The 21,591-nt window shown below is 60.9% G+C and carries 20 protein-coding genes and 1 pseudogene; 7 read left to right on the forward strand and 14 right to left on the reverse strand.

Annotated features, from left to right (window positions below):
• Nucleotides 1-169: 169 nt before the first annotated feature.
• A complete protein-coding gene (locus tag ACFOSS_RS14140) occupies nt 170-2,224 on the forward strand; it encodes a glycoside hydrolase family 3 protein (protein WP_377153616.1) in 2,055 nt (684 codons plus the stop codon).
• Nucleotides 2,225-2,386: 162 nt separating this feature from the next.
• Here the strand turns inward: ACFOSS_RS14140 and ACFOSS_RS14145 are convergent, their stop codons facing one another.
• From ACFOSS_RS14145 to ACFOSS_RS14165, 5 genes and pseudogenes are all read right to left on the reverse strand, one after another.
• A complete protein-coding gene (locus tag ACFOSS_RS14145) occupies nt 2,387-3,019 on the reverse strand; it encodes a C39 family peptidase (RefSeq protein ID WP_377153621.1) in 633 nt (210 codons plus the stop codon).
• Nucleotides 3,020-3,163: 144 nt separating this feature from the next.
• Nucleotides 3,164-3,682, reverse strand: a complete 519-nt coding sequence (locus tag ACFOSS_RS14150; RefSeq protein WP_377153623.1) for a DUF1543 domain-containing protein — start codon at nt 3,680-3,682, stop codon at nt 3,164-3,166.
• Between the two features lie 189 nt (nt 3,683-3,871).
• Nucleotides 3,872-7,102, reverse strand: coding sequence for an efflux RND transporter permease subunit (locus tag ACFOSS_RS14155; protein WP_377153625.1), 3,231 nt, complete (start codon nt 7,100-7,102; stop codon nt 3,872-3,874).
• Nucleotides 7,095-8,129, reverse strand: a complete 1,035-nt coding sequence (locus ACFOSS_RS14160; RefSeq protein WP_377153627.1) for an efflux RND transporter periplasmic adaptor subunit — start codon at nt 8,127-8,129, stop codon at nt 7,095-7,097. Before ACFOSS_RS14160 ends, ACFOSS_RS14155 begins: the two co-directional genes overlap by 8 nt.
• Nucleotides 8,130-8,326: 197 nt before the next feature.
• A pseudogene (locus ACFOSS_RS14165) lies at nt 8,327-8,617 on the reverse strand (ArsR/SmtB family transcription factor); the annotation flags it as partial.
• Between the two features lie 100 nt (nt 8,618-8,717).
• On the opposite strand from ACFOSS_RS14165, the gene ACFOSS_RS14170 reads away from it, so the two are divergent.
• On the forward strand, nt 8,718-8,903 hold the full coding sequence (locus ACFOSS_RS14170) for a YgaP family membrane protein (RefSeq protein WP_377153629.1): 186 nt from the start codon (nt 8,718-8,720) through the stop codon (nt 8,901-8,903).
• A gap of 63 nt (nt 8,904-8,966) precedes the next feature.
• On the forward strand, nt 8,967-10,238 hold the full coding sequence (locus tag ACFOSS_RS14175; RefSeq protein WP_377153631.1) for an NAD(P)/FAD-dependent oxidoreductase: 1,272 nt from the start codon (nt 8,967-8,969) through the stop codon (nt 10,236-10,238).
• Nucleotides 10,239-10,336: 98 nt separating this feature from the next.
• Here the strand turns inward: ACFOSS_RS14175 and ACFOSS_RS14180 are convergent, their stop codons facing one another.
• Both ACFOSS_RS14180 and ACFOSS_RS14185 read right to left on the reverse strand, forming a co-directional pair.
• The gene (locus ACFOSS_RS14180; protein WP_377153633.1) at nt 10,337-10,861 is read right to left on the reverse strand and encodes a hypothetical protein; all 525 of its coding nucleotides are present in this window, start codon (nt 10,859-10,861) and stop codon (nt 10,337-10,339) included.
• A complete protein-coding gene (locus ACFOSS_RS14185) occupies nt 10,848-11,603 on the reverse strand; it encodes a winged helix-turn-helix domain-containing protein (protein WP_377153635.1) in 756 nt (251 codons plus the stop codon). The genes ACFOSS_RS14180 and ACFOSS_RS14185 overlap by 14 nt, the downstream gene beginning before the upstream one ends.
• Before the next feature lie 391 nt (nt 11,604-11,994).
• Here ACFOSS_RS14185 and ACFOSS_RS14190 point away from each other — a divergent pair, with 391 nt between their 5' ends.
• On the forward strand, nt 11,995-12,543 hold the full coding sequence (locus ACFOSS_RS14190) for a hypothetical protein (protein WP_377153637.1): 549 nt from the start codon (nt 11,995-11,997) through the stop codon (nt 12,541-12,543).
• A 155-nt stretch (nt 12,544-12,698) separates the two neighbouring features.
• The gene (locus ACFOSS_RS14195) at nt 12,699-13,439 is read left to right on the forward strand and encodes a ParB-like protein (protein ID WP_377153639.1); all 741 of its coding nucleotides are present in this window, start codon (nt 12,699-12,701) and stop codon (nt 13,437-13,439) included.
• A gap of 86 nt (nt 13,440-13,525) precedes the next feature.
• Here the strand turns inward: ACFOSS_RS14195 and ACFOSS_RS14200 are convergent, their stop codons facing one another.
• The 4 genes from ACFOSS_RS14200 to ACFOSS_RS14215 are packed head-to-tail and all read right to left on the reverse strand — an operon-like array spanning nt 13,526 to nt 16,412.
• Entirely contained in the window at nt 13,526-14,632 is a 1,107-nt protein-coding gene (locus tag ACFOSS_RS14200) for a 5-(carboxyamino)imidazole ribonucleotide synthase (protein ID WP_377153641.1), read from the reverse strand.
• Entirely contained in the window at nt 14,629-15,123 is a 495-nt protein-coding gene (gene purE / locus ACFOSS_RS14205; RefSeq protein ID WP_377153644.1) for a 5-(carboxyamino)imidazole ribonucleotide mutase, read from the reverse strand. Before purE ends, ACFOSS_RS14200 begins: the two co-directional genes overlap by 4 nt.
• A gap of 36 nt (nt 15,124-15,159) precedes the next feature.
• Entirely contained in the window at nt 15,160-15,465 is a 306-nt protein-coding gene (locus ACFOSS_RS14210; protein ID WP_377153646.1) for a P-II family nitrogen regulator, read from the reverse strand.
• Nucleotides 15,466-15,470: 5 nt separating this feature from the next.
• Nucleotides 15,471-16,412 (reverse strand): sodium-dependent bicarbonate transport family permease, encoded by a 942-nt coding sequence (locus ACFOSS_RS14215; RefSeq protein ID WP_377153648.1) that lies wholly within the window; start codon nt 16,410-16,412, stop codon nt 15,471-15,473.
• A 143-nt stretch (nt 16,413-16,555) separates the two neighbouring features.
• On the opposite strand from ACFOSS_RS14215, the gene nhaR reads away from it, so the two are divergent.
• Both nhaR and ACFOSS_RS14225 read left to right on the forward strand, forming a co-directional pair.
• Complete coding sequence (gene nhaR, locus ACFOSS_RS14220; protein WP_377153651.1) at nt 16,556-17,455, forward strand: transcriptional activator NhaR; 900 nt, start codon at nt 16,556-16,558, stop codon at nt 17,453-17,455.
• Between the two features lie 67 nt (nt 17,456-17,522).
• The gene (locus ACFOSS_RS14225) at nt 17,523-18,158 is read left to right on the forward strand and encodes a histidine phosphatase family protein (RefSeq protein WP_377153654.1); all 636 of its coding nucleotides are present in this window, start codon (nt 17,523-17,525) and stop codon (nt 18,156-18,158) included.
• Nucleotides 18,159-18,344: 186 nt separating this feature from the next.
• Here ACFOSS_RS14225 and phoU read toward each other — a convergent pair whose 3' ends face one another.
• The 3 genes from phoU to pstA are packed head-to-tail and all read right to left on the reverse strand — an operon-like array spanning nt 18,345 to nt 21,571.
• Entirely contained in the window at nt 18,345-19,040 is a 696-nt protein-coding gene (phoU, locus tag ACFOSS_RS14230) for a phosphate signaling complex protein PhoU (RefSeq protein WP_377153656.1), read from the reverse strand.
• Nucleotides 19,041-19,066: 26 nt separating this feature from the next.
• On the reverse strand, nt 19,067-19,885 hold the full coding sequence (gene pstB / locus ACFOSS_RS14235) for a phosphate ABC transporter ATP-binding protein PstB (RefSeq protein WP_377153658.1): 819 nt from the start codon (nt 19,883-19,885) through the stop codon (nt 19,067-19,069).
• Between the two features lie 36 nt (nt 19,886-19,921).
• Entirely contained in the window at nt 19,922-21,571 is a 1,650-nt protein-coding gene (gene pstA, locus ACFOSS_RS14240; protein ID WP_377153660.1) for a phosphate ABC transporter permease PstA, read from the reverse strand.
• Nucleotides 21,572-21,591 lie beyond the last annotated feature (20 nt).

The raw sequence follows: 21,591 nt of genomic DNA on the forward strand, positions 1-21,591 counted from the left end.
AGCAAAATGTAACGTGATGTAACTCTGCAACCGCTTTCACACTTCCTTACATCCCCTGTCAAAGGCTAAAAAAGCGCTCGATTTGGTAAAAACAGATCTCGGTGTCGTTGCCTATAGTGCGGCGGCGGAATGGCCAGTATTCCGCGTTATGACTCACACGGAGCGCACTATGCACAACATCACAAGGATTTTTGCCCTTTCCGCCCTGTCGGCCGCCCTGTTGGGGGGTTGCGGTAGCGACTCGGACACCGGCAGCGATACCAGCTATACCCAACCCACCCTGGGTTACCGCAGCGTTAGCCTGCTGAGCAAAGGGGGGTACAGCTTCAAGGATTTGAACCGTGACGGTTCACTCAACCCTTACGAAGACTGGCGGCTGGACAGCGCCACCCGCGCCGAAGATCTGCTCTCGCGCATGAGCCTGGCCCAGAAGGCCGGCCTGATGATGCACGGCACCCTCTCCCTCAACAGCGCCGGCCGGGTCGATTTCGATGCCATGTCCTCGGTGCTGAACAATAACTACGTCAATACCTTCATCACCCGCATGTCCGGCGATCCGGCCACCATTGCCGCCGACAACAACGCCCTGCAACAGAGCGCCGAAGCCATCGGCCTGGGGATCCCGGTCACCATCAGTACCGATCCGCGCAACCACTTCACCAATGATCCGAACGCCACCAGCGTCAGCGCCGGGGCCTTCTCGCAATGGCCAGAACTGCTCGGTTTTGCCGCCATCAAGGATGCCGATCTGGTACGCGAGTTCGGCGACATTGCCCGTCAGGAGTACCGCGCCGTCGGTATCCACGAGGCGCTGTCACCGCAGGCGGATTTGGCCACGGAGCCGCGCTGGGGCCGCATCAGCGGCACCTTCGGCGAGAGCAACACCGTCGCCAAGGATCTGGTTGGCGCCTACATCGAAGGCTTCCAGAGCGGCAGCACCGGCTTGAACAACAAGAGCGTCATCACCGTGGTCAAGCACTTTGCCGGCGGCGGCCCGCAGCTGAACGGCCTGGATCCGCACAACTCCTACGGCAAGGAGCAGGTCTATCCGGGCAACAACTTTGCCTACCATCTGGTGCCGTTTGAAGGCGCTTTCGATGCCAAGGTGGCCTCTGTCATGCCTTACTACGGCAAGCCGGTGGGCCTGAGCTACGATGGGCAGGAGATCGAGGAAGTCGGCTTTGGCTTTAACAAGCAAATTCTCACCGATCTGCTGCGCGGTCACTTTGCCTTCACCGGCGTAGTGCTCAGTGACTGGGGCATCGTCAACGACTGTGTCGACAAGTGCGTCTCCGGTCTCTCGGATGAGGAGGTGGCCGCAGGGGTCAGTCCGTGGAGCATGTCATTCGGCATGTCCTGGGGCGTCGAGAGCATGACGGTGGCCGAACGCTACGCCAAGGCCATCGATGCCGGCGTCGATCAGTTTGGCGGGGTCGATGAGCCGGCCTATCTGCTGACCGCCATCGACAGCGGCCTGGTGACCGAAACCCAGATCAATGCCTCGGTATTGCGCATCCTGAAGCAGAAGTTCGACCTCGGGTTGTTCGAAAACCCCTATGTCGACGAAACTGCGGCGGTCGCGCTGGTCGGCAACAGCGACTTCCAGGCCAAGGGTCTGAAGGCGCAAAGCCAGGCCCACATCCTGCTGAAGAACAGCAACAGCCTGCTGCCGTTGAGCAGCGAGACCATCGCCAGCACCTACAAGAAGGTCTACCTGTATAACGTCAATGCGACCGTGGCCGCCCAGTATGGCTTTACGGTGGTGGATGACCCGGCCGAGGCCGACCTGGCGATCCTGCGCATCAGCACGCCGTATGAGAGCGACCCGCACTATCCGTTCGGCACAGTACACTTCGGTCAACTGGGTTTTGCCGATGACAGCAGTCTGATTCAGGATACCGATCATGCTGGCGTCTACACCGGCAGTGATGACTATGCCGCCATCAAGGCCGCCAAGGCCGCCGGTATTCCGGTCATCGCCTCCCTGTATCTGGACCGTCCGGCGATCCTGACCGACGTCATCGGCGATATCGATGCCTTGGTCGCCAACTTCGGAGCCCTGGATACGGCATTCTTTGACGTGTTGACCGGTGCCACCGCTCCCAAGGGCAAGCTGCCGTTCGAACTGCCCTCCAGCTGGAGTGCCGTGCTGGCACAAGACGAAGACGTGGCCCACGACTCGGCCAATCCGCTCTACGAGTATGGTTACGGTCTGAGTTATTGAGTGCGCGCATCACGCTACGACCAGAGCAGGCCTGCGGGCCTGCTTTTTTTTGGTTCATCGCAGCCCAGAGCCGGCCCCTGCCCCTGCCAACAGGCGCGGGTCAGGGGGCAAGGCAGGCCGCTGCGCGGCATAGTGCCTTATATCCGCAGAGCCGATGCGGCATTATTCCGCCGTGATATCCAGTTGCCAGAGTGCCGCAATCGGGCCTGGCAGCTTGCCGTCTGGATAGTCAATCACCCCGCCACGGTCGATGTGGGCCTGATCATAGGGGTACGGATCCATGACCCGCAGCCGATGCAGCTGCACCTTGCCGCTGGCCGTCAGGCTATAGTCCACGCCCGTCAGCAACACCGTATGCAGACCATAGTGCGCCGAAGCATAACCGACGAGGATTGGCCGCCCGCGTTTGAGGTGATTGACGATCGCTTCCGGTGTGGTGGCCCACGGGCTGGGCAGTAACGGATGGCCACTCATCGGCGAAGCCGAGACCGAGATGATGTAACGCCGCCCTTTCCAGTAGAACACCTGGTTCAGGCGCTGGCTGTCGGCGAGCAGGTTGCCGCCGGCTGGCGGCAGGGCACCAAAAGTGTGCTTGAGTAGCGTCGGCTGATCGATATCGATACCGTAATATCGCAGCGCCATCTGCACGCTGGCGGCCCAGCACCAGGCCGGCGAGCTTTGCGCCTGAAAACTGGCCCGCAACCGGCTGTCGTCCAGTTGTGCCTGCAGCGCAGCAGCAGCTGAACACCAGATCAAAAGCCCCCATACTAGCGGGCGGCGTATCATTCGGAACATTCCTCGACTCCGGCAACGAAAGCGTCTGCAAACGCTTTCCAGTATGATGCCTTGAGTCTAGCAGAGTCAGCTTACCGGCAAATGACAACGCCCAAAGGGCCTCGATTCGGGGTCAATTCAGGCACAATCTGCCCGCTCAGACACTCAGGCGCTGGCACCGCGGCCGATCGGTCGATAGCCTTGCCAGGCGATCGGTAAAGCTTGGCCATCCGGGTTCGGGCGCAGCTGGATGTGATAGCCCTGCAACGCATCGAGCAGCAGATGGTTATCGACCTCCTTGAGATTGTCCTTGTGCTGCTGCGCCACGCCGACCAGCAGCGTAGCCAGCGCCTGACGCTTGGCGTCGGCCGCATCGGCAGCCACAAACAGCCCGAAATCATGCAGCTCAGCCAGGGTGTGGTCGGCATATCCCCCCACGTTGACGAAAAACAGCTGCGGGCCGCTGCGGGCGGGCTCAGCCTGCAACACCACGTCGTAACCTGCGACCCAATTGATGATCTGGTAGCCATCCAGGTGCAGCTTGTCCGCATCACCAAACCAGGCCGCCTGCAGGTGGGGGATCGCTGCCTCGACCGAGTCGGCAACCACAAACTGGATATCATGCACTTCGATATTCGAGCGGCCGGCGTTACCGCCGAGGGAAAACATATACAGTGCCGGCATGGGATCTCCTTGATAAGTCTGGCCATTCCAGCCAGTGGCCAGGCTATGCTAGCACACTCATGCCGCCAGGTGACGCCGGCGAGGCCCGGCTGCGCGCCAGCGCGACTCGTGCTGAGGGGGGATACGGGACAAGCCACCGCAACCAGCCCGGATCGCTCCGGGCTTGGTTGGCGGGGCGGAAGACGGCGCTTAGTCCGTCGACTCTGCTGCTGGCGGAGCCGGATGCCGGGAGAACCAGGCGAAATAGAGCAGCGGGATCACCAGCAGCGTCAACAGGGTGGAGACCAGGATGCCGAAGATCAGCGAGATGGCCAGCCCGTTGAAGATGGGGTCATCCAGAATGAACAGCGCCCCAATCATTGCCGCCAGCGCCGTGAGCAAGATCGGTTTGGCACGCACTTGCGCCGCGGTGATCACCGCTTGCTCGAAGGCCATGCCCTGACGCCGTGCCAGTTCGATGAAGTCCACCAGCAGGATCGAGTTGCGCACTATGATGCCGGCCAGGGCTATCATGCCGATCATCGAGGTGGCCGTGAACTGGGCCCCGAGCAAGGCGTGCCCCGGCATGACACCGATCAGCGTCAGCGGTATCGGCGCCATGATGATCAGCGGTACCAGATAGGAACGGAACTCCGCCACCACCAGCAGATAGATGAGCACCATGCCGACGGCATAGGCCAGCCCCATATCGCGGAATGTCTCGTAGGTGATCTTCCACTCGCCATCCCACAACAGCGCGACTTCACCCGGTTCGCTAGGCTGATGAATGTAATACTGCGGCAGCGCAAGCCGGCCTCCCGCCTCGACCATGCCATACAGCGGGCTATCCAGCGGCCCGGCCATATCGGCCACCACCATCAGCATCGGCAGCATGTTCTTGTGGGTGATGTACTCCGGCGCCAGCGTATCGTGGCGTATCACCAGCTCGGAGAGCGGAATCAGCTGTCCACTCTGGCTGCGAACCCGCAATGCCAGCACCCCGGACAGCTCGACCTTGTCGGCGGGATCCAGACGCAGGCGGATCGGCAACGGGTACTTGCTATGCGAGCTGTGCAGCCAGCTGACATCCTGATCGCCAACGGCGGCGGCCAGCACGGCCACCACATCGGCCGGATCGACCCCCATCTGGCTTGCCTTGCTGCGATCCACCGCCAACTGCCACAGCGGCTGCGGCGCAACCTGATAGATATCGATATCCACCAGATCCGGCGTCGCACGCAGCGCCGCCAACACCTGATCGGCGCCATGCTGGCGCAGCTCCGGCGTCGGGCCATACACCTCCGCCACCAGTGGCGACCAGACCGGCGGCCCGGGCGGCACTTCAACCACCTTCAGGTTGCCGCCCTGCGCTTGGGCAATCTCTTGCAGCGGCGCACGCACCGAGAGCGCGATCTGGTGACTGCTGCGGTCGCGGTGATGCTTGTCGACCAGGTTGACCTGGATATCGCCGACATTGGCCCCGCTTCGCTCGAAGTAGTGGCGCACCAGGCCGTTGAAATTAATCGGTGCCGCCGTGCCGGCATAGATCTGGTAATCGCGGACCTCGGGCACCCTGGCCAGTTGCTGGCCGATCTGAATCAGCGTGCGTTGCGTCTGCTCCAGCGAACTGCCTTCTGGCATATCCAGCACCAGCTGGAACTCGGACTTGTTGTCAAACGGCAGCATCTTCATGACGACCCACTCCAGCGCCGGCAACGCCGCGGCGGCGATCACCAACCCCAGCACCGCCAACCACAGGCGTCCGCGTGCCCGGCGGGCGCCCGGGCCGACCAGGAACGGCGTCATGAGTCGCGAGAAGAAGCGGGCACTGCGACTGGTCGCCTCGTCAGCCGACGTATCCCCTGTACCCTGTGCTGCCGGTTGGGCATGGCGATGCAACAGGTGACCTGCCAGCCAGGGCGAGAAGACAAACGCCACCAGCAACGACAGCAACATGCCCATGCTGGCATTGATCGGGATCGGGCTCATGTAGGGGCCCATCAGACCGCTGACAAACGCCATCGGCAGCAGGGCGGCGATGACGGTCAGCGTCGCCAGTATGGTCGGCCCCCCCACCTCGTCGACCGCCACCGGGATCAGTTCGCGCAACGAGCGCGTCCCCATCGCCATGTGCCGATGGATATTCTCGACCACGACAATCGCATCATCCACCAGGATGCCAATCGAGAAGATCAGCGCGAACAGCGACACCCGGTTGAGGGTGAATCCCCATGCCCAGGAGGCAAACAATGTCAGCAGCAGGGTGATCATGATCGCCACGCCCACGACCACCGCCTCGCGCCAGCCCATGCTCACCAGCACCAGCAACACCACGGCCAGGGTGGCAAAGATCAGCTTACCGATCAGCGTGTTCGACTTGTCGGCTGCCGTCACGCCGTAATCCCGGGTCACGGTGACCTCAACCTCGGCGGGCAACAAGCGGTTCTTCAGCTCGGCGACCCGCTGTTCGATACGCTTGGCCACTGCGACGGCATTCTGTCCGGGCTGCTTGCCAATGGCGATGGTCACGGCAGGAGCAATCGCCCCCACCTCAGCCTGTTCGGCCGCGGCAGCGCCCTGACCGAACCAGGTTGCGGCACTGGGCAGATCGGCTTGCAGCTCGATGCGTGCCACCTCGGCCAGATAAACCGGCTTGCCCTGACTGACACCGACCACCAGTTGTCCCAAGTCATCCTGCTCCTGCAGGAACAGCCCGGCCTTGACCCTGATTTCACGGTTCTGCTGGGTGATAGCCAACTGGCTTGAGCTGCGGTTGGCCGCTTGCAAGCGGGCCGCCACCTCGGTCAGCGTCAAATCGTGGGCCGCCAAGGCGGCCGGATCGAGGGTGACCAGCTGAGCCTGGTCATGGGCACCGTAGCTGTGAATGTCGCGGGTACCAGGCAGCCGCTTGAGCTCGGTCTCCAGCTCATGCGCGGTGCGTGTCAGTGCAGCGGCCCCCAGTGTCTTGCTCCACAGTGTCAGGGCGACAATCGGCACATCGTCTATCCCCCTGGGTTTGATCAGCGGCTCACCGACGCCCAATCCCTGTGGTAACCAATCCTGGTTCGAATACAGCTGGTTGTAGAGATCGACGATGGCCTGCTGACGTTTGACCCCGACCTTGAATACCACCACCAGCATGGCGCCATCGGGACGCGAAAAGGAGTAGAGGGTATCGATGCCCGGCAGTTGGGATATCACCTGCTCGGCCGGGGTCGTCACCAGGTTTTCCACCTCCTGTGGCGAGGCACCGGGGAATGGAATGTACACATCGGCAAAGGTGACGTCGATCTGCGGCTCCTCCTCCTTGGGCGTCACGAGGACGGCAAATAACCCCAGCAGCACGGCGACCAGTGCCAGCAGCGGCGTGATGGCCGATGTCTGAAAGCTGGCCGCCAGCCGGCCCGCCAGTCCAAAGCGTGGCGCGGGATCCTTACTCATGCTGCACCTCCCGCAACAGATCCCAGGCGACGGAGGCTATCTGATCCCCGGGTTGCAAGCCGGCGAGGATTTCAACCCGTTCACCCTGCTCGCGGCCGACCCGCACCGGCGTCAAGGCCCAGCCTGACTTGCCCTGCAGATAGACGGCGCTGAGCTCTCCCTGTCGCAGCAAGGCCTGCCGCGGGATCAACAAGGCCGGGCGTTCTCCCTGCTTGATGCGCACCTTGACCCAGGTGCCCGGCAGCGCATCGCCTGTCTGAGCTGGCAGATCCAGCCGCAACTGGAACGTGTGTGTGGTGGCATCGGCATAGTTGAAACGCATGACGCGAATCGGCGCGACGATGCGCCCGGAAGGCAGCACGACTTCGATGCGCTCCGGCGTCAGCTCGCCAAGGCGCAAAGCCGATTGCGGCAGTTCGCTGACGACACGCAGCGCATCCAGCGACAGACCGGACAATAACGGGGTACCGGGGGCGACTGTCTCACCGAGCTCGACATGCCGCTCGGTGACCACACCGGCATAAGGCGCCAGGATCTGCGTGTAACCATAGGCTTCCCGCGCCTTGGCCAATTCTGCCTCTGCCGCCTTGACACTGGCCTGCGCGGCGCGCGCGGTCGCCGAGGCATTATCCAGCTGTGCCTTGGAGGCCACGCCCTTGGCCGTCAGCGCCTGGATCCGTACCAGTTGCCGATCGGCCTCGATTTGCTGGGCTTCGGCACGGGCCAGCGCCGCCTGGGCCGCCGCGACAGAGGCAGATTGTTCATTGCCGCTGATTTCCAGCAACGGCTGCCCCTCCTTGACCTGATCATTGACATCCACCAGCATGCGCACCACGCGCCCGCTGGTCTGGGCAGCCACAGTCCCCTGGTGCACCGGCTCCACCTTGCCATCCAGAGTAAGCCAGTTGGCGACGGCTTCGGTGTGCAGCGTCAACGGTGCGACCGTCTTCTCCTGCGCTTGGACGGGAGCCAGGACGGTGACCAGACCGGCCACGATCCCCAACATCAGCATGCCCTTTGCTCTCATGATTTCCTCCTGTGGTGCCGGCCGTGACCGGCCCCTTTTTCAGCTAGCGCTTCCGGATCCTGGTGCGGCCATGCTGCGCCAACAGGCTCAACCGAAACACGTCCTGATGCCAGCATGGCGCTATCCCTCTCAGGCTGCCGAGGTTCGGATCGCGAATTTAGCGCGTCATCACACCCATTGCTCGCCAGCCTGGCTGTGCAGTAGTGCTGCTGTAACACCTGTAACAGTTCAATGACCACGGCATTGGCCAGCGAATAGTAAATCTGCTTCGCCACTTTGCGCGTCCGTACCAGTTGATGCTGCCTGAGTACGGCTAGTTGCTGTGAAAAAGCGGACTGTCCCAGTTGACTGTGAGCCATCAGCTCATTGACCCCTTTCTCGCCTTCGATCAACTGGCACATCACCACCAGACGCTCAGGGTGGGCCAGTGCCTTGAGCAGGGCCGCCGCCGCCATCGCAGGTTGATTAACCGTGTCGAATTCGTTCATAAGTTAAATTAGCAATTTCTTATATTGAGTTCTAGTGTATATAGCAACGGTCATTTTCGCCATGTGAGTACATAAACGGCAGGTTAAGAGGAGGTCTGGTATGACGGTAGATAACGGGGTTCGCGTCATGGCTGGCAGCATGTTGCTGTTGTCGCTGCTGCTGACTTACTGGGTTCATCCCGGATTCGTGTGGTTGAGTGTGTTTGTCGGCGTCAACCTGATCCAGAGTGCCTTCACCGGTATTTGCCCGGCGGCGTCTATACTCAGGCGGCTGGGACTCAAATAGCGTCCAGTGCTATCTGGACAACCGGCCCGCGTATCGGGCGTGTAGCGAGACAGGAGACAGGTTATGGCAACCGTGGTCGTCGTCGGGGCGGGACTGGGAGGCATGTCCGCCGCATATGAGCTCAAGGCCGAGCTGGGTAAACAACATGAAGTGATACTGGTCAATGACAAGCCTCACTTCGAATTCACACCGTCCAATCCCTGGATCGCCGTCGAATGGCGAGAACGCAACGACACTTCGATGCCGATTGAACCCTATGTCAGCAAGAAAGGGATCCGCTTCATCGCCTCAGGCCTCGAGAAGCTCGAGCCGAATGACAACCGCCTTGTACTCCAGGATGGTCAGCGTATCGACTATGACTATCTGGTGTTGTGCACCGGACCGGCCCTGGCCTTTGAGGAGATCCCTGGCGCCGGCCCCCATGCCGGAGGCTCCAGTAGCGTCTGCACCCTGAGTCATGCCGAGGAGTGCCGGCAGAATGTACGGGCGTTGATTGACGAGCCCGGTCCGGTGATCGTTGGCGCCATGCCCGGTGCGTCCTGCTTTGGACCGGCGTATGAATATGCCTTCATTTTGGACCGCCACCTCAAGGACAAGAAGGTTCGCAAACATGTTCCGATGACTTTCGTAACCAGCGAGCCCTACATTGGCCACCTGGGGCTGAACGGCGTGGGTGACTCCAAAGGCATGCTCGAGAGTGAGTTGCGCATGCGCGACATCCACTGGATATGCAATGCCCGCACCGTAAGCACCGAAGATGGCAAGATGAAGGTCGAAGAGCTTGATGACGAGAGTCATGTCAAACGCACGCACGAATTACCCTATAAACATGCCATGATGCTGCCCGCGTTCATGGGCATCCCGCCCCTGCGCGGCATTGACGGGCTGGTCAATCCACGGGGCTTCGTGTTTGTCGATGAGCTGCAACGCAATCCGACGTACCAGCGCATCTACGCCGCAGGGGTCTGTATCGCCATCGCCCCGCAGCACAAGACCCCGGTTCCCACCGGCGTCCCGAAAACCGGCTACATGATTGAAGCCATGGTGCGGGCCATCGCCCACAACATCAAGGCCGAGGTCAACGGCGTGACGCCGACCACCAAGGCGGTATGGAATGCCATCTGTCTGGCCGACATGGGCGATACCGGCGCCGCTTTTGTCGCCATGCCGCAGATCCCGCCGCGCAACGTCGCCTGGTTCAAGAAGGGCAAGTGGGTTCATCTGGCGAAGATCGCCTTCGAAAAGTATTTCATACACAAGATGCAGGTTGGCGATACCGAACCCCTGTATGAAAAACTGATGCTCAAGTATCTGGGGATTGATAAAACGGAGTAAAAGCCCGGCGAGCGCCAGGACAGTGACAACCCAGCGTTGCCGCGCGGTCACACCGCACGACAACGCTGGCATGTGCCTATGGCTACGGGGTTATGGCGTCATGGCTTACCGGCGCCGACGGTGTCGGCAGCCTGCTGCGCGGTCAACAACGGCTTGGGCGGAATCAACCATCGGTACAGATCAATCCAGCCCTCGCGGCGGGCAATCAGTACCTCGTGGTGCGGGGCGCGCTGAAAAATGGCAATCCGATTTTCCGTCAGTGGCAACCAGACATAATTGACGATGGAAAACGACGACTGCAGGCGGTTGTAATCATTCAGCGCCGACTCGCCCTGTGTTCCGGCCTCAACCTGCTTGCGCTGGGTGATCACGAAAGCCAGCTGTTCGCGAAATGCCAACTGCCAGCCGGTCACCAGCCATTTTTCGCCGGTGGCCAGCTCCTCTTCAACAAAGCTGACGTGGCCCCAGCGGCAGACCCCTTGAAAATGTACCTTGGGCGTGGCGGCCTCAAGCTCATAATTACAGCCGAAATTATTGATCAGCAGCAGCAACACGGCACCGAATAACAGCAACAAGGGAGAACAGAGCAACCAGCGGCGCCAGCGAATATCATTCTTCATCATCTTGCTCCTCCTGCGCCTTCAGCAAGGCCTGCTTGCTGACGGGGATCGCCTGCTTGCCGGCCACCAGCCATAAGGTGTCCTCCGGTAACAAGCTGCTGGCACCTGCCTTGAACGGGTGTTTCTCATCCAGAATGCACAAGGTTGCCCCGGACTCCTGCCGGCATTGGACCGTCAGCCATTCAAACCGGATCAGCATGGCCAGGAACAGCAAGATGGTCAGTGCCAACAGGTTGATCCACAACAGCCAGTGTCCGCTGCCGGTGACGGACGGGGCCGGCGGCTCGGCTTCGGCCGGGGCGCTCATCGGCTCAACACTCGCTAGCACATCTGACTGTCCCGCCGCCTCGTCCGTTGCCGGAGGCAGCAGTGTGTCCGTGCGGTTACCGCCCGGCATGCGCTCCTTGAGCGGGACAAACAGGGTCAGCATGTATCCGCGTCGCGGCAGACTGCGAATTTCAACCTCCGCGGGTTGAGAGACGAGATAACGTCGCAGGTTGGCAATTGCAACCGTCAATGAGTTGGGGCTGATAGGCCGCCCGCCCCACCCCATCTGCAACAGGGTCTCCTTGCTGCACACCTTGCCGGCATGCAATAGCAGATGCGTGAGGATCTGGCACTCCGCTTCCGACAAACGGGTTTCTGCAGGCAGCCCCTCGGCATTCGGGCGCTGCAAAATACGTCGGTCCCCTTCAAGCGTGAAGAGTCCGAATAGCAGAATGGGCATGGATTGATGTTGGCTCATGCTCGGCAACGCATCCTCTGTCTGGAACCTGAATGGTCTGTGTCCATAAAAGCAGATATTTAGGTGTCGATCTGGGCGCCGAGTTTATCAGATTACTTTCTCCGGATGACACATCTCGGCATGCCTCGTTTTGCACCAGTCAAAGCACCAGCGATAAACCATATATAAATCAATTTCTTATAATTTTTTATATTTTTTTATGAGTTTACTCCCGGCCTCGGGATACGCAAAGTGCAGTCACGGCAAGCGATGACCGTTCGCCAGACCCGATACGCTGACTGCCGCGCAAAAGAGCCGGGATCAAACAACCAGACTGCGGACAAGCAAACCAGTTCCACACCCATTGAGAACTGATAGACCATTAAACTGTAGCGCTAATTGAGGCCATTTTATGTTCAACAAGATGCTCCAAGCCACCCTGATGACTGCTCTGTGCCTGACTGCCACCCACAGCTTCGCCGATCCACGCGAAGATCTGGATACCATGGTGCGCGGCAATTACGATCGTAGCGAGCTGAACGAGCGCGGCTACCAATGGTCCGCACAAGTCGGCAGCGGCTCGCACCGTGCTGAATTCTGGTACAACGCGGACAATGACAGCTGTGCCAAGCTGGTCATCAATGACGACATCATCGCCCAGGTCGATAATGCCAAGAGCAAAAAATGTACCTTGCGTAACCGTCACGACTATCAACCCTCTTATCAGGCCGCCGCGGCCAGTAACGATGAGCGCATCGATCCAAACTTGATGCCGCGCTACTGTTCCGGTGAGGCCGCAAGCAAGTTTCATGTCAGCCCCCGCGACATCACGACCCTGCCGATGGAAAAGCAAGGCCACAACTACGTGGTATATGGCCAGTGGGAGCAAGACGACATTCATACCTTTACCTGCACCTTCAGCAGAAATGGTCAGCTGGAATCCCTGAAGCGGACCAGCTAACCGGACAACCGGATGTGTTCTCCGTTATTGGAGCTTTTGTCCCGCCCCGGCGGGACTTTTTTTATCTGACATTCTTGCAATTGTCGGCTACAGGCGTAGGGTGAGCCCGTCCTGCACGGATAGCACGCGAACACATCGCCACAGGAACCTTCTCCATGAGCCCTTTGAGACAACGTTGGCTGCGCCTGATTGATTTGCCGCGCCGTTGTGTGGTGTTTTGCCTTCTGACCCTGTTTTCACCGCTGCTGGCAGCCAAGAGTCATCTGCACGAATGCAATGCCGACCTGGATGTGGGTAGTCGCTGCCGCTTGCCGATGCATATGCTGCATCCGACCCAACCGGGCGTAGGCTTGCTGCAAGTGGAGGAAGAGACTAAAAAGCTCAAAAGCAAAAGTCCGAACAAACTGATGGAATACGCCCGGAAGAAGCGCATTCCGGTGGTTATCGGGCCGGATGGCCAATTCTGGCTGGTCGATCGGCACCACTTGACGCGGGCGCTGTGGGCACTGGGCGTGCGCGAAGTGCCGGTCGAGATCGAAGGCCGGCTCGACGATGCCGGGACATTCTGGCAACAGATGCAACAACATCACTGGGCCTGGCTGCAAGATGAACATGGCCATGCCGTGTCACCACAGCAACTGCCGCGTCATATTGCGCTGCTGCCGGATTACCCTTACCGCTCGCTGGCCGGCTTTGCCGAGGACGCCGGCCTGTTCCGCAAAGAGGAGCAACGCTTCTTTGTCGAATTCGCCTGGGCCCAATATCTGGGCGAGAAACTCAAATGGCGACCCGTGACCCGCGACAGCCTGCCCACCCTGCTCAAGGCCAGCGAGATTTTCGCCTGCCTGCCGGATGCCGCCAAGTTACCTGGTTACCCGGGGAAGGGCTGCAATTAGCCCTTCCCTCTCAGTCATTCAGTCATTCAGTCATTCAGTCATTCAGTCATTCAGTCATTCAGTCATTCAGTCATTCAGTCATTCAGTCATTCAGACGATGACGGCTGCTCGCTGCGTGGTAACAACGGCTGCAAGCGTAGCCAATGGCTCATCAGCTCTCCTTCACTGCGGGCGCGCAACGTCAGATGCCCCACCTTGCGCCCTGGCCGCGGCGCCTTGCCGTACAGATGCAGGTGCGCACCTCGCTCGGCCAGGGTCAAGGCCTCACTCGGCCACTGACCAATCAGATTTAGCATCAGCGTGGGCGCCAGCAGCCGCGTAGATCCCAGCGGCCAGTCGCAGATGGCACGCAAATGGTTGGCAAACTGACTGGTTTCAGCACCTTCAATGGTCCAGTGCCCCGAGTTGTGAACCCGTGGCGCCACTTCATTGGCCATCAACTGCTCGTCGACGACAAAAAACTCGATGGCCAGGGTACCCACATAGTCGACGGCCTGCATCAGCCGGCGGGCATGCGCCTCCGCTGCTGCCTGCAACGGATCATCTGCCAGCGGGCGGGAGTGGATCAGGATGCCCTGCTGGTGCCGGTTTTCGGTCAGCGGATAACACACCAGCTCTCCCCCGGCGCGCCGGCTGGCTATCAGCGAAACCTCGCGTGTAAAGGCGATCCCGGCCTCCAGGATCGAGGGCCTTTGCTGCGCCGCCTGCCAGATTGACGCCAGGTCGCTATGCGCATTCAGCCGCCATTGCCCCTTGCCATCGTAGCCCTGCTGGCGCCATTTAAGGAAACAGGGGAACCCCAACTCCGCCGTAGCGGCCTGCAGATCGGCCAGCGAATCGATACATCGGTGAGGTGCTACCGGTACGCCGAGACGGCTCAACCACTGCTTCTCATGCCAGCGGTCACCGCTCAGCTGCAAGGCCTCCGCCGAGGGCGCCACCTTGTGCTGTGTCGCCAACGCCGTCAGCAGTGCGCAGGGCACCGATTCCGACTCATAGGTGATGACATCGGCCCAGTCGAGCAGATCGCGGCGTACCAGTACCTCGTCCCACGCCATACGATGCCAGGGCGCCAGATCGGCAGCACAGCTTTCCGCGGCCGGATCCACCACCTGACAGCGGATCCCCAACGGCGCCGCAGCCAGTATCAACATGCGGGCCAATTGGCCGCCCCCCAGGATCAGGACATTCATGCTGGCACCCGCGGATCGTCCGCCTCAAGAACCGCCTCGCTCTGTTGCCGGCGAAACGCCTGCAAGGCGTCGCGGACGGCCGCATCCTGCAGCGCCAGCATGCTGGCGGCCAGCAGAGCGGCATTGGCGGCACCGGCCTTGCCGATGGCAAGCGTGCCGACCGGTATGCCCTTGGGCATCTGCACAATCGACAGCAGGGAGTCCATGCCGTTCAACGCCTGGGACTGGACCGGCACGCCCAATACCGGCAACCAGGTCTTGGCTGCCACCATGCCGGGCAGGTGCGCCGCACCGCCGGCGCCAGCGATAATCAGCTGTAAACCGCGCTCGGCCGCCGTGGCGGCATACTCGAACAGCCGATCCGGCGTACGGTGCGCCGACACCACCTTGACCTCATGCGCCACGCCCAGCTGTTCCAGTACCTCGGCCGCGGCACGCAGCGTCTCCCAATCCGAGCGCGAGCCCATGATGATGCCCACTTTTGGTTGCATAGTGTTTCTCTCCAGGATGGCGATTAAGCCATAGACTCAAAATTTATCGTGGCGGTGTACGCGGATCTCGCTGCAAAACACCACCATGGCAAAGTTGTCGTAATAGTGTTCCTGCAGGTAATCCATGATGCGTTCGGCCACATGTTCCTCACAAATCACCTCCAGACGCAGGTTGCGCATCTCGTCCCAACCGGCATCTCGCAGACCATGGCTCCCCTTGCCACGCGCCTCGGTAATGGTGTAACCACGGGCCCCCAGGCGCTCAACCTGCCTGGTCAGCTCGCTCTCCAATGCGGCCTCGGTGATGATGGTAACCAGTTGACGTGTCGTCGTTTTGCTCATCCTGCTCAGCCTCCTTGGGCATGTAACCAGTGCGCCAGCTGCAGATACAGCGGTATGCCCACCAGCACGTTGAACGGAAAAGTGACGCCCAGCGATGCCGCCAGCGACAAGCCGGGATTGGCCTCCGGTACCGCCATGCGCATCGCCGCCGGCACCGCTATATAGGAAGCGCTGGCCGCGAGGGTGGCCAGCAGCATGGTGCCGCCCACCGAGAAGCCAAGCAGCACAGCAAGCTGGCCCCCGATCAGCGCCGCAACCAGCGGCGTCAGCAGACCAAAGGCCAGCAGGAACAGGCCGTGACGACGCAACATGCCCATCTGGCTGGCCGTAATCAGCCCCATCTCCAGCAGGAATAGCGCCAGCACCCCTTTGTACAGATCGAAGAACAGCGGCGTGACCGGTTGCAGCGCCTCGCGGCCGCAGGCCCAGCCAATCAGCAAGCCACCCAGCAACAGCATGATGCCCTTGCCACAGAACAGTTCATGACCCAGTGCGCACCAGCGGGTCTGGGCCGAAAGCCCCCGTGCCAGCAGGATGCCCACCAGGATGGCCGGCATCTCCAGCATGACGACAAACACCGGCATGTAGGATTCGTACGCCACGTTTTGGTGGCTCAAGAAGGCAACGGCGACGGCAAAGGTGCCGACGCTGACCGAGCCATAGTGCGCCGCCAGCGAAGCGGCGTCGGCACGTTTGAGGCGGCCAAAAAGCCGTAACAGCGGAAACAGCAGCAGCGGCAGCACGAGGCCCATCAACAGGACGCCGAGCAGTTGTGGCAGTAACTGCCAGGCCGAGACTTCAGCCAGTTCAACACCGCCCTTGAGGCCGATGGTCAGCAACAAGAGCACGCTGAGAAAATCGTAGATGGCGGCCGGCAGACGCAGCTCGGCACGTAGTAGTCCGGCCACCAATCCGAGCAGGAAAAACAGCACCACGGGATCCAGCATCGTTATCCTCTCCAACTTGCCATGCGGTCACTTGCAATGCGGTCTGCATCACACTCTGACCGCTTGCCGGCAGTCTAACCAAGCTGAAACATCAAAAATAATCGAATATTATTAGTGAATCATTCGCCTCAGACTGATAAGAAATGTTGAACTACAAGCAGCTGTACTATTTTTGGCAGGTCGCGCGCCAGGGTGGCATCACGCGAGCCGCCGAGGCATTGCACCTGACGCCGCAGACCCTGAGCGGCCAGATCGCCGAGCTGGAACGCGCGCTCGGCACCGAACTGTTCCGCCGCCGCGGCCGACGGCTGGAACTATCACCGGCCGGTGAGCTGGCCCTGCCCCACGCCGAACAGATCTTCCTGCTCGGCAAGGAGCTCGAGGCGCTGCTGCACCAGCCGACGCGCCGGGGCGAGCTGACGTTGCGCGTCGGCCTCACCGATGCGGTACCCAAATCGCTGGCTTATCGCCTGCTGGCGCCGGCCCTGACGCTGTCGCAGCCGGTTCGACTGGTCTGCCATGAAGAGAAGCCGGAAAAGTTGTTCGCCGAACTGGCGCTGCACCATCTGGAGCTGGTGATCTCCGATCGACCGCTGCCACCGTCTGTCGGGGTCAAGGGCTACAGCCACCGCCTCGGCCACTCGCCACTGGTCTGGGTCGGCACACCGGCGCTGGCCGCCCAGGCGCGCCAGCACTTCCCGGCCAGTTTGCAGCAGTTGCCGCTGCTGCTGCCGGGAGCCAATGCCGCCCAGAGTGCACCGCTGGCGCGCTGGCTCAGCGAGCAGAAGCTCACTCCCCGCGTGGTGGGTGAATTCGACGACTCGGCGTTGATGAAGTCGTTTGGCGAGGCCGGCGTCGGTCTGTTTCCGGTGCCGGAAGTCGTGCTGGACGAAGTGTGCCGCCACTTCGGTGTCGAAGCGGTCGCTCGCCTGGATGAGGTGCAGGTCAGCTATTACGCCATCTCGCTGGAGCGGCGCCTCACCCATCCGGCGGTGCTGGCGGTCACCGGTCAAGCCGGCGCTGTGCTAGCGACCACAGACTGACTGCCTCGAGGTTGGCCGCCAGTCCGGAACACCGTATGCTAACCCCATGCCTTACAGGGAGTTTCCCATGCTGCAACTGCATCTGTTCCGCCATGGCGAAAGCGCCGCCAATGCCGGCCTCGTCACCAGTCAGCCCGCGGAGATACCGCTGACGCCACGCGGCGAGCAGCAGGCGATGGCATTGGCCCATCAGCTGACCTTTCATCCGGACTTGATCCTCTGTTCCCCTTTTTTACGTGCCCGCCAGACTGCCGCCCCCTGCTGCGCTCGCTTCCCGACCGTACCGCTGCTGACCCTGCCGATTCAGGAGTTCACGTACCTGGCCCCGGCGCGCTGCGCCGCGACCGATGCCGCCACGCGCCGCCCCCTGGTCGACGCCTACTGGCAACGCGCCGATCCGCGGCATGTCGATGGCGATGGCGCCGAGAGTTTTGTCGACTTGCTAAACCGGGTGCGTCAGCTGTTGCTGGAGCTGCAGCAGAGCGATGCCAGCGAAGTGGCGTTGTTTGGCCATGGTCAGTTTATGCAGGCGCTGCGCTGGCACCTGCACAATGCCGTGCCACTGCATGCCGAGCACTGGCAGCCCGAGCGCCTCGAAGCCGAACAGATGCGCGCCTTTCGTCGCTTCGATCTGGCCCATCCGATTGCCAATGCCGCTGGCTTTACCTGCCGCTGGTCACTGGCCGGCTGGCGCCTCGGCTAAGCCAGTCGTCGCGGTCCGGCAATACCTGACAGCTCCCCTGATGGCGATGCCCCAGGGATAGCCTACAGGGAGAGCGTATTGAGACCGGCATGAAAGCGCACTGCTGCCAGCATACTGACGCGATGGCGCAGGCATAAAAAAACCGGAACCCTGAGGGTTCCGGTTTGTCTGCAGCGAAGCTGCGGCTTACAGCGAGTCGACGTCGGAGATCTTGGTGTGACGCACATCCTTGCCCTTGACGCAGTAGATGATGTAGTCGCTGATATGCTGGCAACGGTCGCCAATGCGCTCGATGGAGCGGGCCGCCCACAGCACTTCCAGCACCTGCGGAATGGTGCGCGGATCTTCCATCATGTAGGTCATCAGCTCACGGATGATCGACTCATACTGGCGGTCAATCTTGTCGTCATCGTGGTAGAGCTGGATCGCCGCTTCGACATCCATGCGCGCGAACGCGTCCAGCGCGTCGTGCAGCATCTTGATCGCCTGGCGTCCCATGTTCTCGATAGAGACCAACGGTGCCTGCGAGCCCTTGTTGTTCAGCACCATGCGCGCCAGCTTGTCGGCGACATCGCCCATGCGCTCCAGGTCGGTGACCGTCTTGGAGATCATCAGGATCAGACGCAGGTCGGACGCCGTTGGCTGCCGCTTGGCAATGATGCGCGTGCACTCCTCGTCGATGCTGATCTCCATGTTGTTGACCTGCAGATCGGTCTCGACGATGCGGCGGGCCAGATCGTGGTCCTGATCGTGAATGGCCACCAGCGCATCGGAGAGCTGCTGCTCCACCAGACCGCCCATCGCCAGCACATTGTTGCGCACCGCTTCCAGCTCAGTGTTGAACTGACCGGAAATGTGTTTGTTCAGATTCATGTTATCCATGGTTCGGATCCCCTGTCAGTCCAGCATTAGCCGTAGCGGCCGGTAATGTAGTCTTCGGTCTTCTTCATCTTCGGCTTGGTGAAGATGGTATTGGTATCGGAGTACTCGATCAGCTCGCCCATGTACATGAACGCCGTCTGATCAGAGACCCGGGCCGCCTGTTGCATGTTGTGCGTCACGATGACGACAGTGTACTGGCTCTTGAGCTCGTTGATCAGCTCCTCGATGGTCAGTGTCGAGATTGGGTCCAGCGCGGAGGTCGGTTCATCCAGCAGCAGCACTTCCGGCTCGATGGCGATGGCACGGGCAATCACCAGACGTTGCTGCTGACCACCGGACAGGCCGAAGGCGTTCTCGTGCAGACGGTCCTTGACCTCTTCCCACAGCGCGGCGCCGCGCAGCGAGCGCTCTACCGCCTCATCCAGCTGGCGGCGATCACTGATACCCTGCAGGCGCAGGCCATAGACCACGTTCTCATAGATCGACTTCGGGAACGGATTCGGGCGCTGGAACACCATGCCGACGCGGCGGCGCAGCGCGGCAACATCCACACTCTTGTCATAGATGTTCTGGCCATGCAGCGTGATGGCGCCCTTGATATGGCAGATCTCGACCAGATCGTTCATGCGGTTAATGCAGCGCAGCAGCGTCGACTTACCGCAGCCTGACGGACCGATAAAAGCGGTAACCTGCCCCTTGGGGATCTTCATGTTGACATCAAACAGCGCCTGCTTGCTGCCATAAAACAGCTCCAGGTTCTTGATCTCCAGCGCCGTCTTGTCCGCTGGCAGGTTCACCAGATCGATGCTCTCGCTCGGGGTGATAGTCGGTGTTACGTTAATCATCTGTTACCTCGATTCGAATTCGGCAAAAGGCGGCGATTAGTTATCCAGCGCCCGGTATTTTTCACGCAAGTGGTTACGGATGCTGATGGCGGTCAGGTTCAGACCGACGATCACGGTAACCAGCAGGAATGAGGTGGCATACACCAGCGGGCGTGCCGCCTCGACGTTCGGGCTCTGGAAGCCGACGTCAAAGATATGGAAACCCAGATGCATGAACTTGCGTTCCACATGCAGGTACGGGAAGTTGCCATCCACCGGCAGTGTCGGCGCCAGCTTGACCGCGCCCACCAGCATCAACGGAGCGACTTCACCGGCCGCGCGGGCAATCGCCAGGATCAGACCGGTCATGATCGCCGGGCTGGCCATCGGCAGCACGATACGCCACAGCGTCTCGGCCTTGGTGGCCCCCAGTGCCAGCGAACCATGGCGCACAGCACTCGGGATCCGCGCCAGACCTTCCTCGGTCGAAACGATCACCACCGGCAGCGTCAGGATCGCCAGCGTAATGGCCGACCAGATCACCCCGGGTGAACCAAAGGTCGGTGACGGCAGCGCCTCGGGGTAGAACAGCTTGTCCAGCGAGCCACCCAGTACGTAGACGAAGAAGCCCAGGCCAAAAACACCGTAGACAATGGACGGTACACCGGCCAGGTTGATCACCGCGATGCGGATGAACTTGGTCAGGGCGTTCTTGCCGGCATATTCGTGCAGGTAGACCGCCGCCACCACCCCCAGCGGTGTGACGATCACCGTCATCAACAGCACCATGAACACGGTACCGAAGATGGCCGGGAACACCCCGCCCTCGGTATTGGCTTCACGCGGGTCATCCGAGACGAACTTGCCAATCTGGTGGAACCAGAAGCCAATCTTACCGATCAGGCTCATGTCGTTCGGCCAGTTGACGTCCAGCACATTGCCCAGCGGAATCGTCACCAGCTCGCCGCGCATGTCACGCACCTTGATGCTGTCGCGCTGAGTCTGCTCGCGCAGGCTAAACAGTTCGGTTTCCAGCTTGCTGTAGCTGTCGTTCAGTGCCTTGCGCTCGGCTTCGATCTCCTGCTTGGCCGCCTCGGTCAGCGCGTCGTCCATCTGCAGACGACGCTCTTTCAGACGCAGTTTTTCCAGCTGATAGTTGATGGCACCGATGTCGGATTGCTGCAGCTTGCGGACCTGGCTGTTGATGTCGGCGACCCGCTTGATGCGCTGCATCAGCTCGCTGTGCAGATCACCGCTCACCGGCTTGCCAGACTCCAGCACCTGCTCGACATAGCCGTAGAAGTTACCATTGGTGGTGCGCTCCAGCACCGCCAACTCCTTGGGCGTCGTCCGCTCGCGGATGTCCGTTTCCAGCACCCAGCGGAAGTCGAGCGGTACGAACTCGCGGTTACCGGTTTTCACCAGATAACGCTCCAGCACCTCACGCTCTTCGCCTTCCAGCTTGAGGCCGGTGGCGCGCAGGCGATCGGTCGGCACCAGCTCGGTGTCGTGCATCTCGCCAATCAGGGTCTGTACCTGACCGTCGGCGGCAGTGACCTGCCATTGGTAAATGGTATGCGGCCAGAAGTAGACCAGACCGCGCCAGCCGATCAGCGCCAGCAGACCGACCACGGCGATCAGACTGAGACTGACGGCGCCCCCTGTCATCCAGATCCAGGGGTTGCCTGATTTAAACCACTTTTTCATCGTCATTGAATTCCTTGAGA

This window comes from Pseudaeromonas sharmana (genome assembly GCF_042649925.1).
Classification (GTDB): domain Bacteria; phylum Pseudomonadota; class Gammaproteobacteria; order Enterobacterales; family Aeromonadaceae; genus Pseudaeromonas; species Pseudaeromonas sharmana.

What these genes read in the sequence shown, in the direction of transcription:
- ACFOSS_RS14180 (WP_377153633.1), bottom strand. Translation starts at nt 10,861, where the DNA reads ATGATGAAGAATGATATTCGCTGGCGCCGCTGGTTGCTCTGTTCTCCC.
- ACFOSS_RS14150 (WP_377153623.1), bottom strand. Translation starts at nt 3,682, where the DNA reads ATGCCGGCACTGTATATGTTTTCCCTCGGCGGTAACGCCGGCCGCTCG.
- ACFOSS_RS14195 (WP_377153639.1), top strand. Translation starts at nt 12,699, where the DNA reads ATGAGCCCTTTGAGACAACGTTGGCTGCGCCTGATTGATTTGCCGCGC.
- ACFOSS_RS14225 (WP_377153654.1), top strand. Translation starts at nt 17,523, where the DNA reads ATGCTGCAACTGCATCTGTTCCGCCATGGCGAAAGCGCCGCCAATGCC.
- pstA (WP_377153660.1), bottom strand. Translation starts at nt 21,571, where the DNA reads ATGAAAAAGTGGTTTAAATCAGGCAACCCCTGGATCTGGATGACAGGG.
- pstB (WP_377153658.1), bottom strand. Translation starts at nt 19,885, where the DNA reads ATGATTAACGTAACACCGACTATCACCCCGAGCGAGAGCATCGATCTG.
- ACFOSS_RS14200 (WP_377153641.1), bottom strand. Translation starts at nt 14,632, where the DNA reads ATGAATGTCCTGATCCTGGGGGGCGGCCAATTGGCCCGCATGTTGATA.
- nhaR (WP_377153651.1), top strand. Translation starts at nt 16,556, where the DNA reads ATGTTGAACTACAAGCAGCTGTACTATTTTTGGCAGGTCGCGCGCCAG.
- ACFOSS_RS14170 (WP_377153629.1), top strand. Translation starts at nt 8,718, where the DNA reads ATGACGGTAGATAACGGGGTTCGCGTCATGGCTGGCAGCATGTTGCTG.
- ACFOSS_RS14210 (WP_377153646.1), bottom strand. Translation starts at nt 15,465, where the DNA reads ATGAGCAAAACGACGACACGTCAACTGGTTACCATCATCACCGAGGCC.
- ACFOSS_RS14175 (WP_377153631.1), top strand. Translation starts at nt 8,967, where the DNA reads ATGGCAACCGTGGTCGTCGTCGGGGCGGGACTGGGAGGCATGTCCGCC.
- ACFOSS_RS14185 (WP_377153635.1), bottom strand. Translation starts at nt 11,603, where the DNA reads ATGAGCCAACATCAATCCATGCCCATTCTGCTATTCGGACTCTTCACG.
- ACFOSS_RS14140 (WP_377153616.1), top strand. Translation starts at nt 170, where the DNA reads ATGCACAACATCACAAGGATTTTTGCCCTTTCCGCCCTGTCGGCCGCC.
- ACFOSS_RS14145 (WP_377153621.1), bottom strand. Translation starts at nt 3,019, where the DNA reads ATGTTCCGAATGATACGCCGCCCGCTAGTATGGGGGCTTTTGATCTGG.
- ACFOSS_RS14215 (WP_377153648.1), bottom strand. Translation starts at nt 16,412, where the DNA reads ATGCTGGATCCCGTGGTGCTGTTTTTCCTGCTCGGATTGGTGGCCGGA.
- ACFOSS_RS14155 (WP_377153625.1), bottom strand. Translation starts at nt 7,102, where the DNA reads ATGAGTAAGGATCCCGCGCCACGCTTTGGACTGGCGGGCCGGCTGGCG.
- phoU (WP_377153656.1), bottom strand. Translation starts at nt 19,040, where the DNA reads ATGGATAACATGAATCTGAACAAACACATTTCCGGTCAGTTCAACACT.
- ACFOSS_RS14160 (WP_377153627.1), bottom strand. Translation starts at nt 8,129, where the DNA reads ATGAGAGCAAAGGGCATGCTGATGTTGGGGATCGTGGCCGGTCTGGTC.
- ACFOSS_RS14190 (WP_377153637.1), top strand. Translation starts at nt 11,995, where the DNA reads ATGTTCAACAAGATGCTCCAAGCCACCCTGATGACTGCTCTGTGCCTG.
- purE (WP_377153644.1), bottom strand. Translation starts at nt 15,123, where the DNA reads ATGCAACCAAAAGTGGGCATCATCATGGGCTCGCGCTCGGATTGGGAG.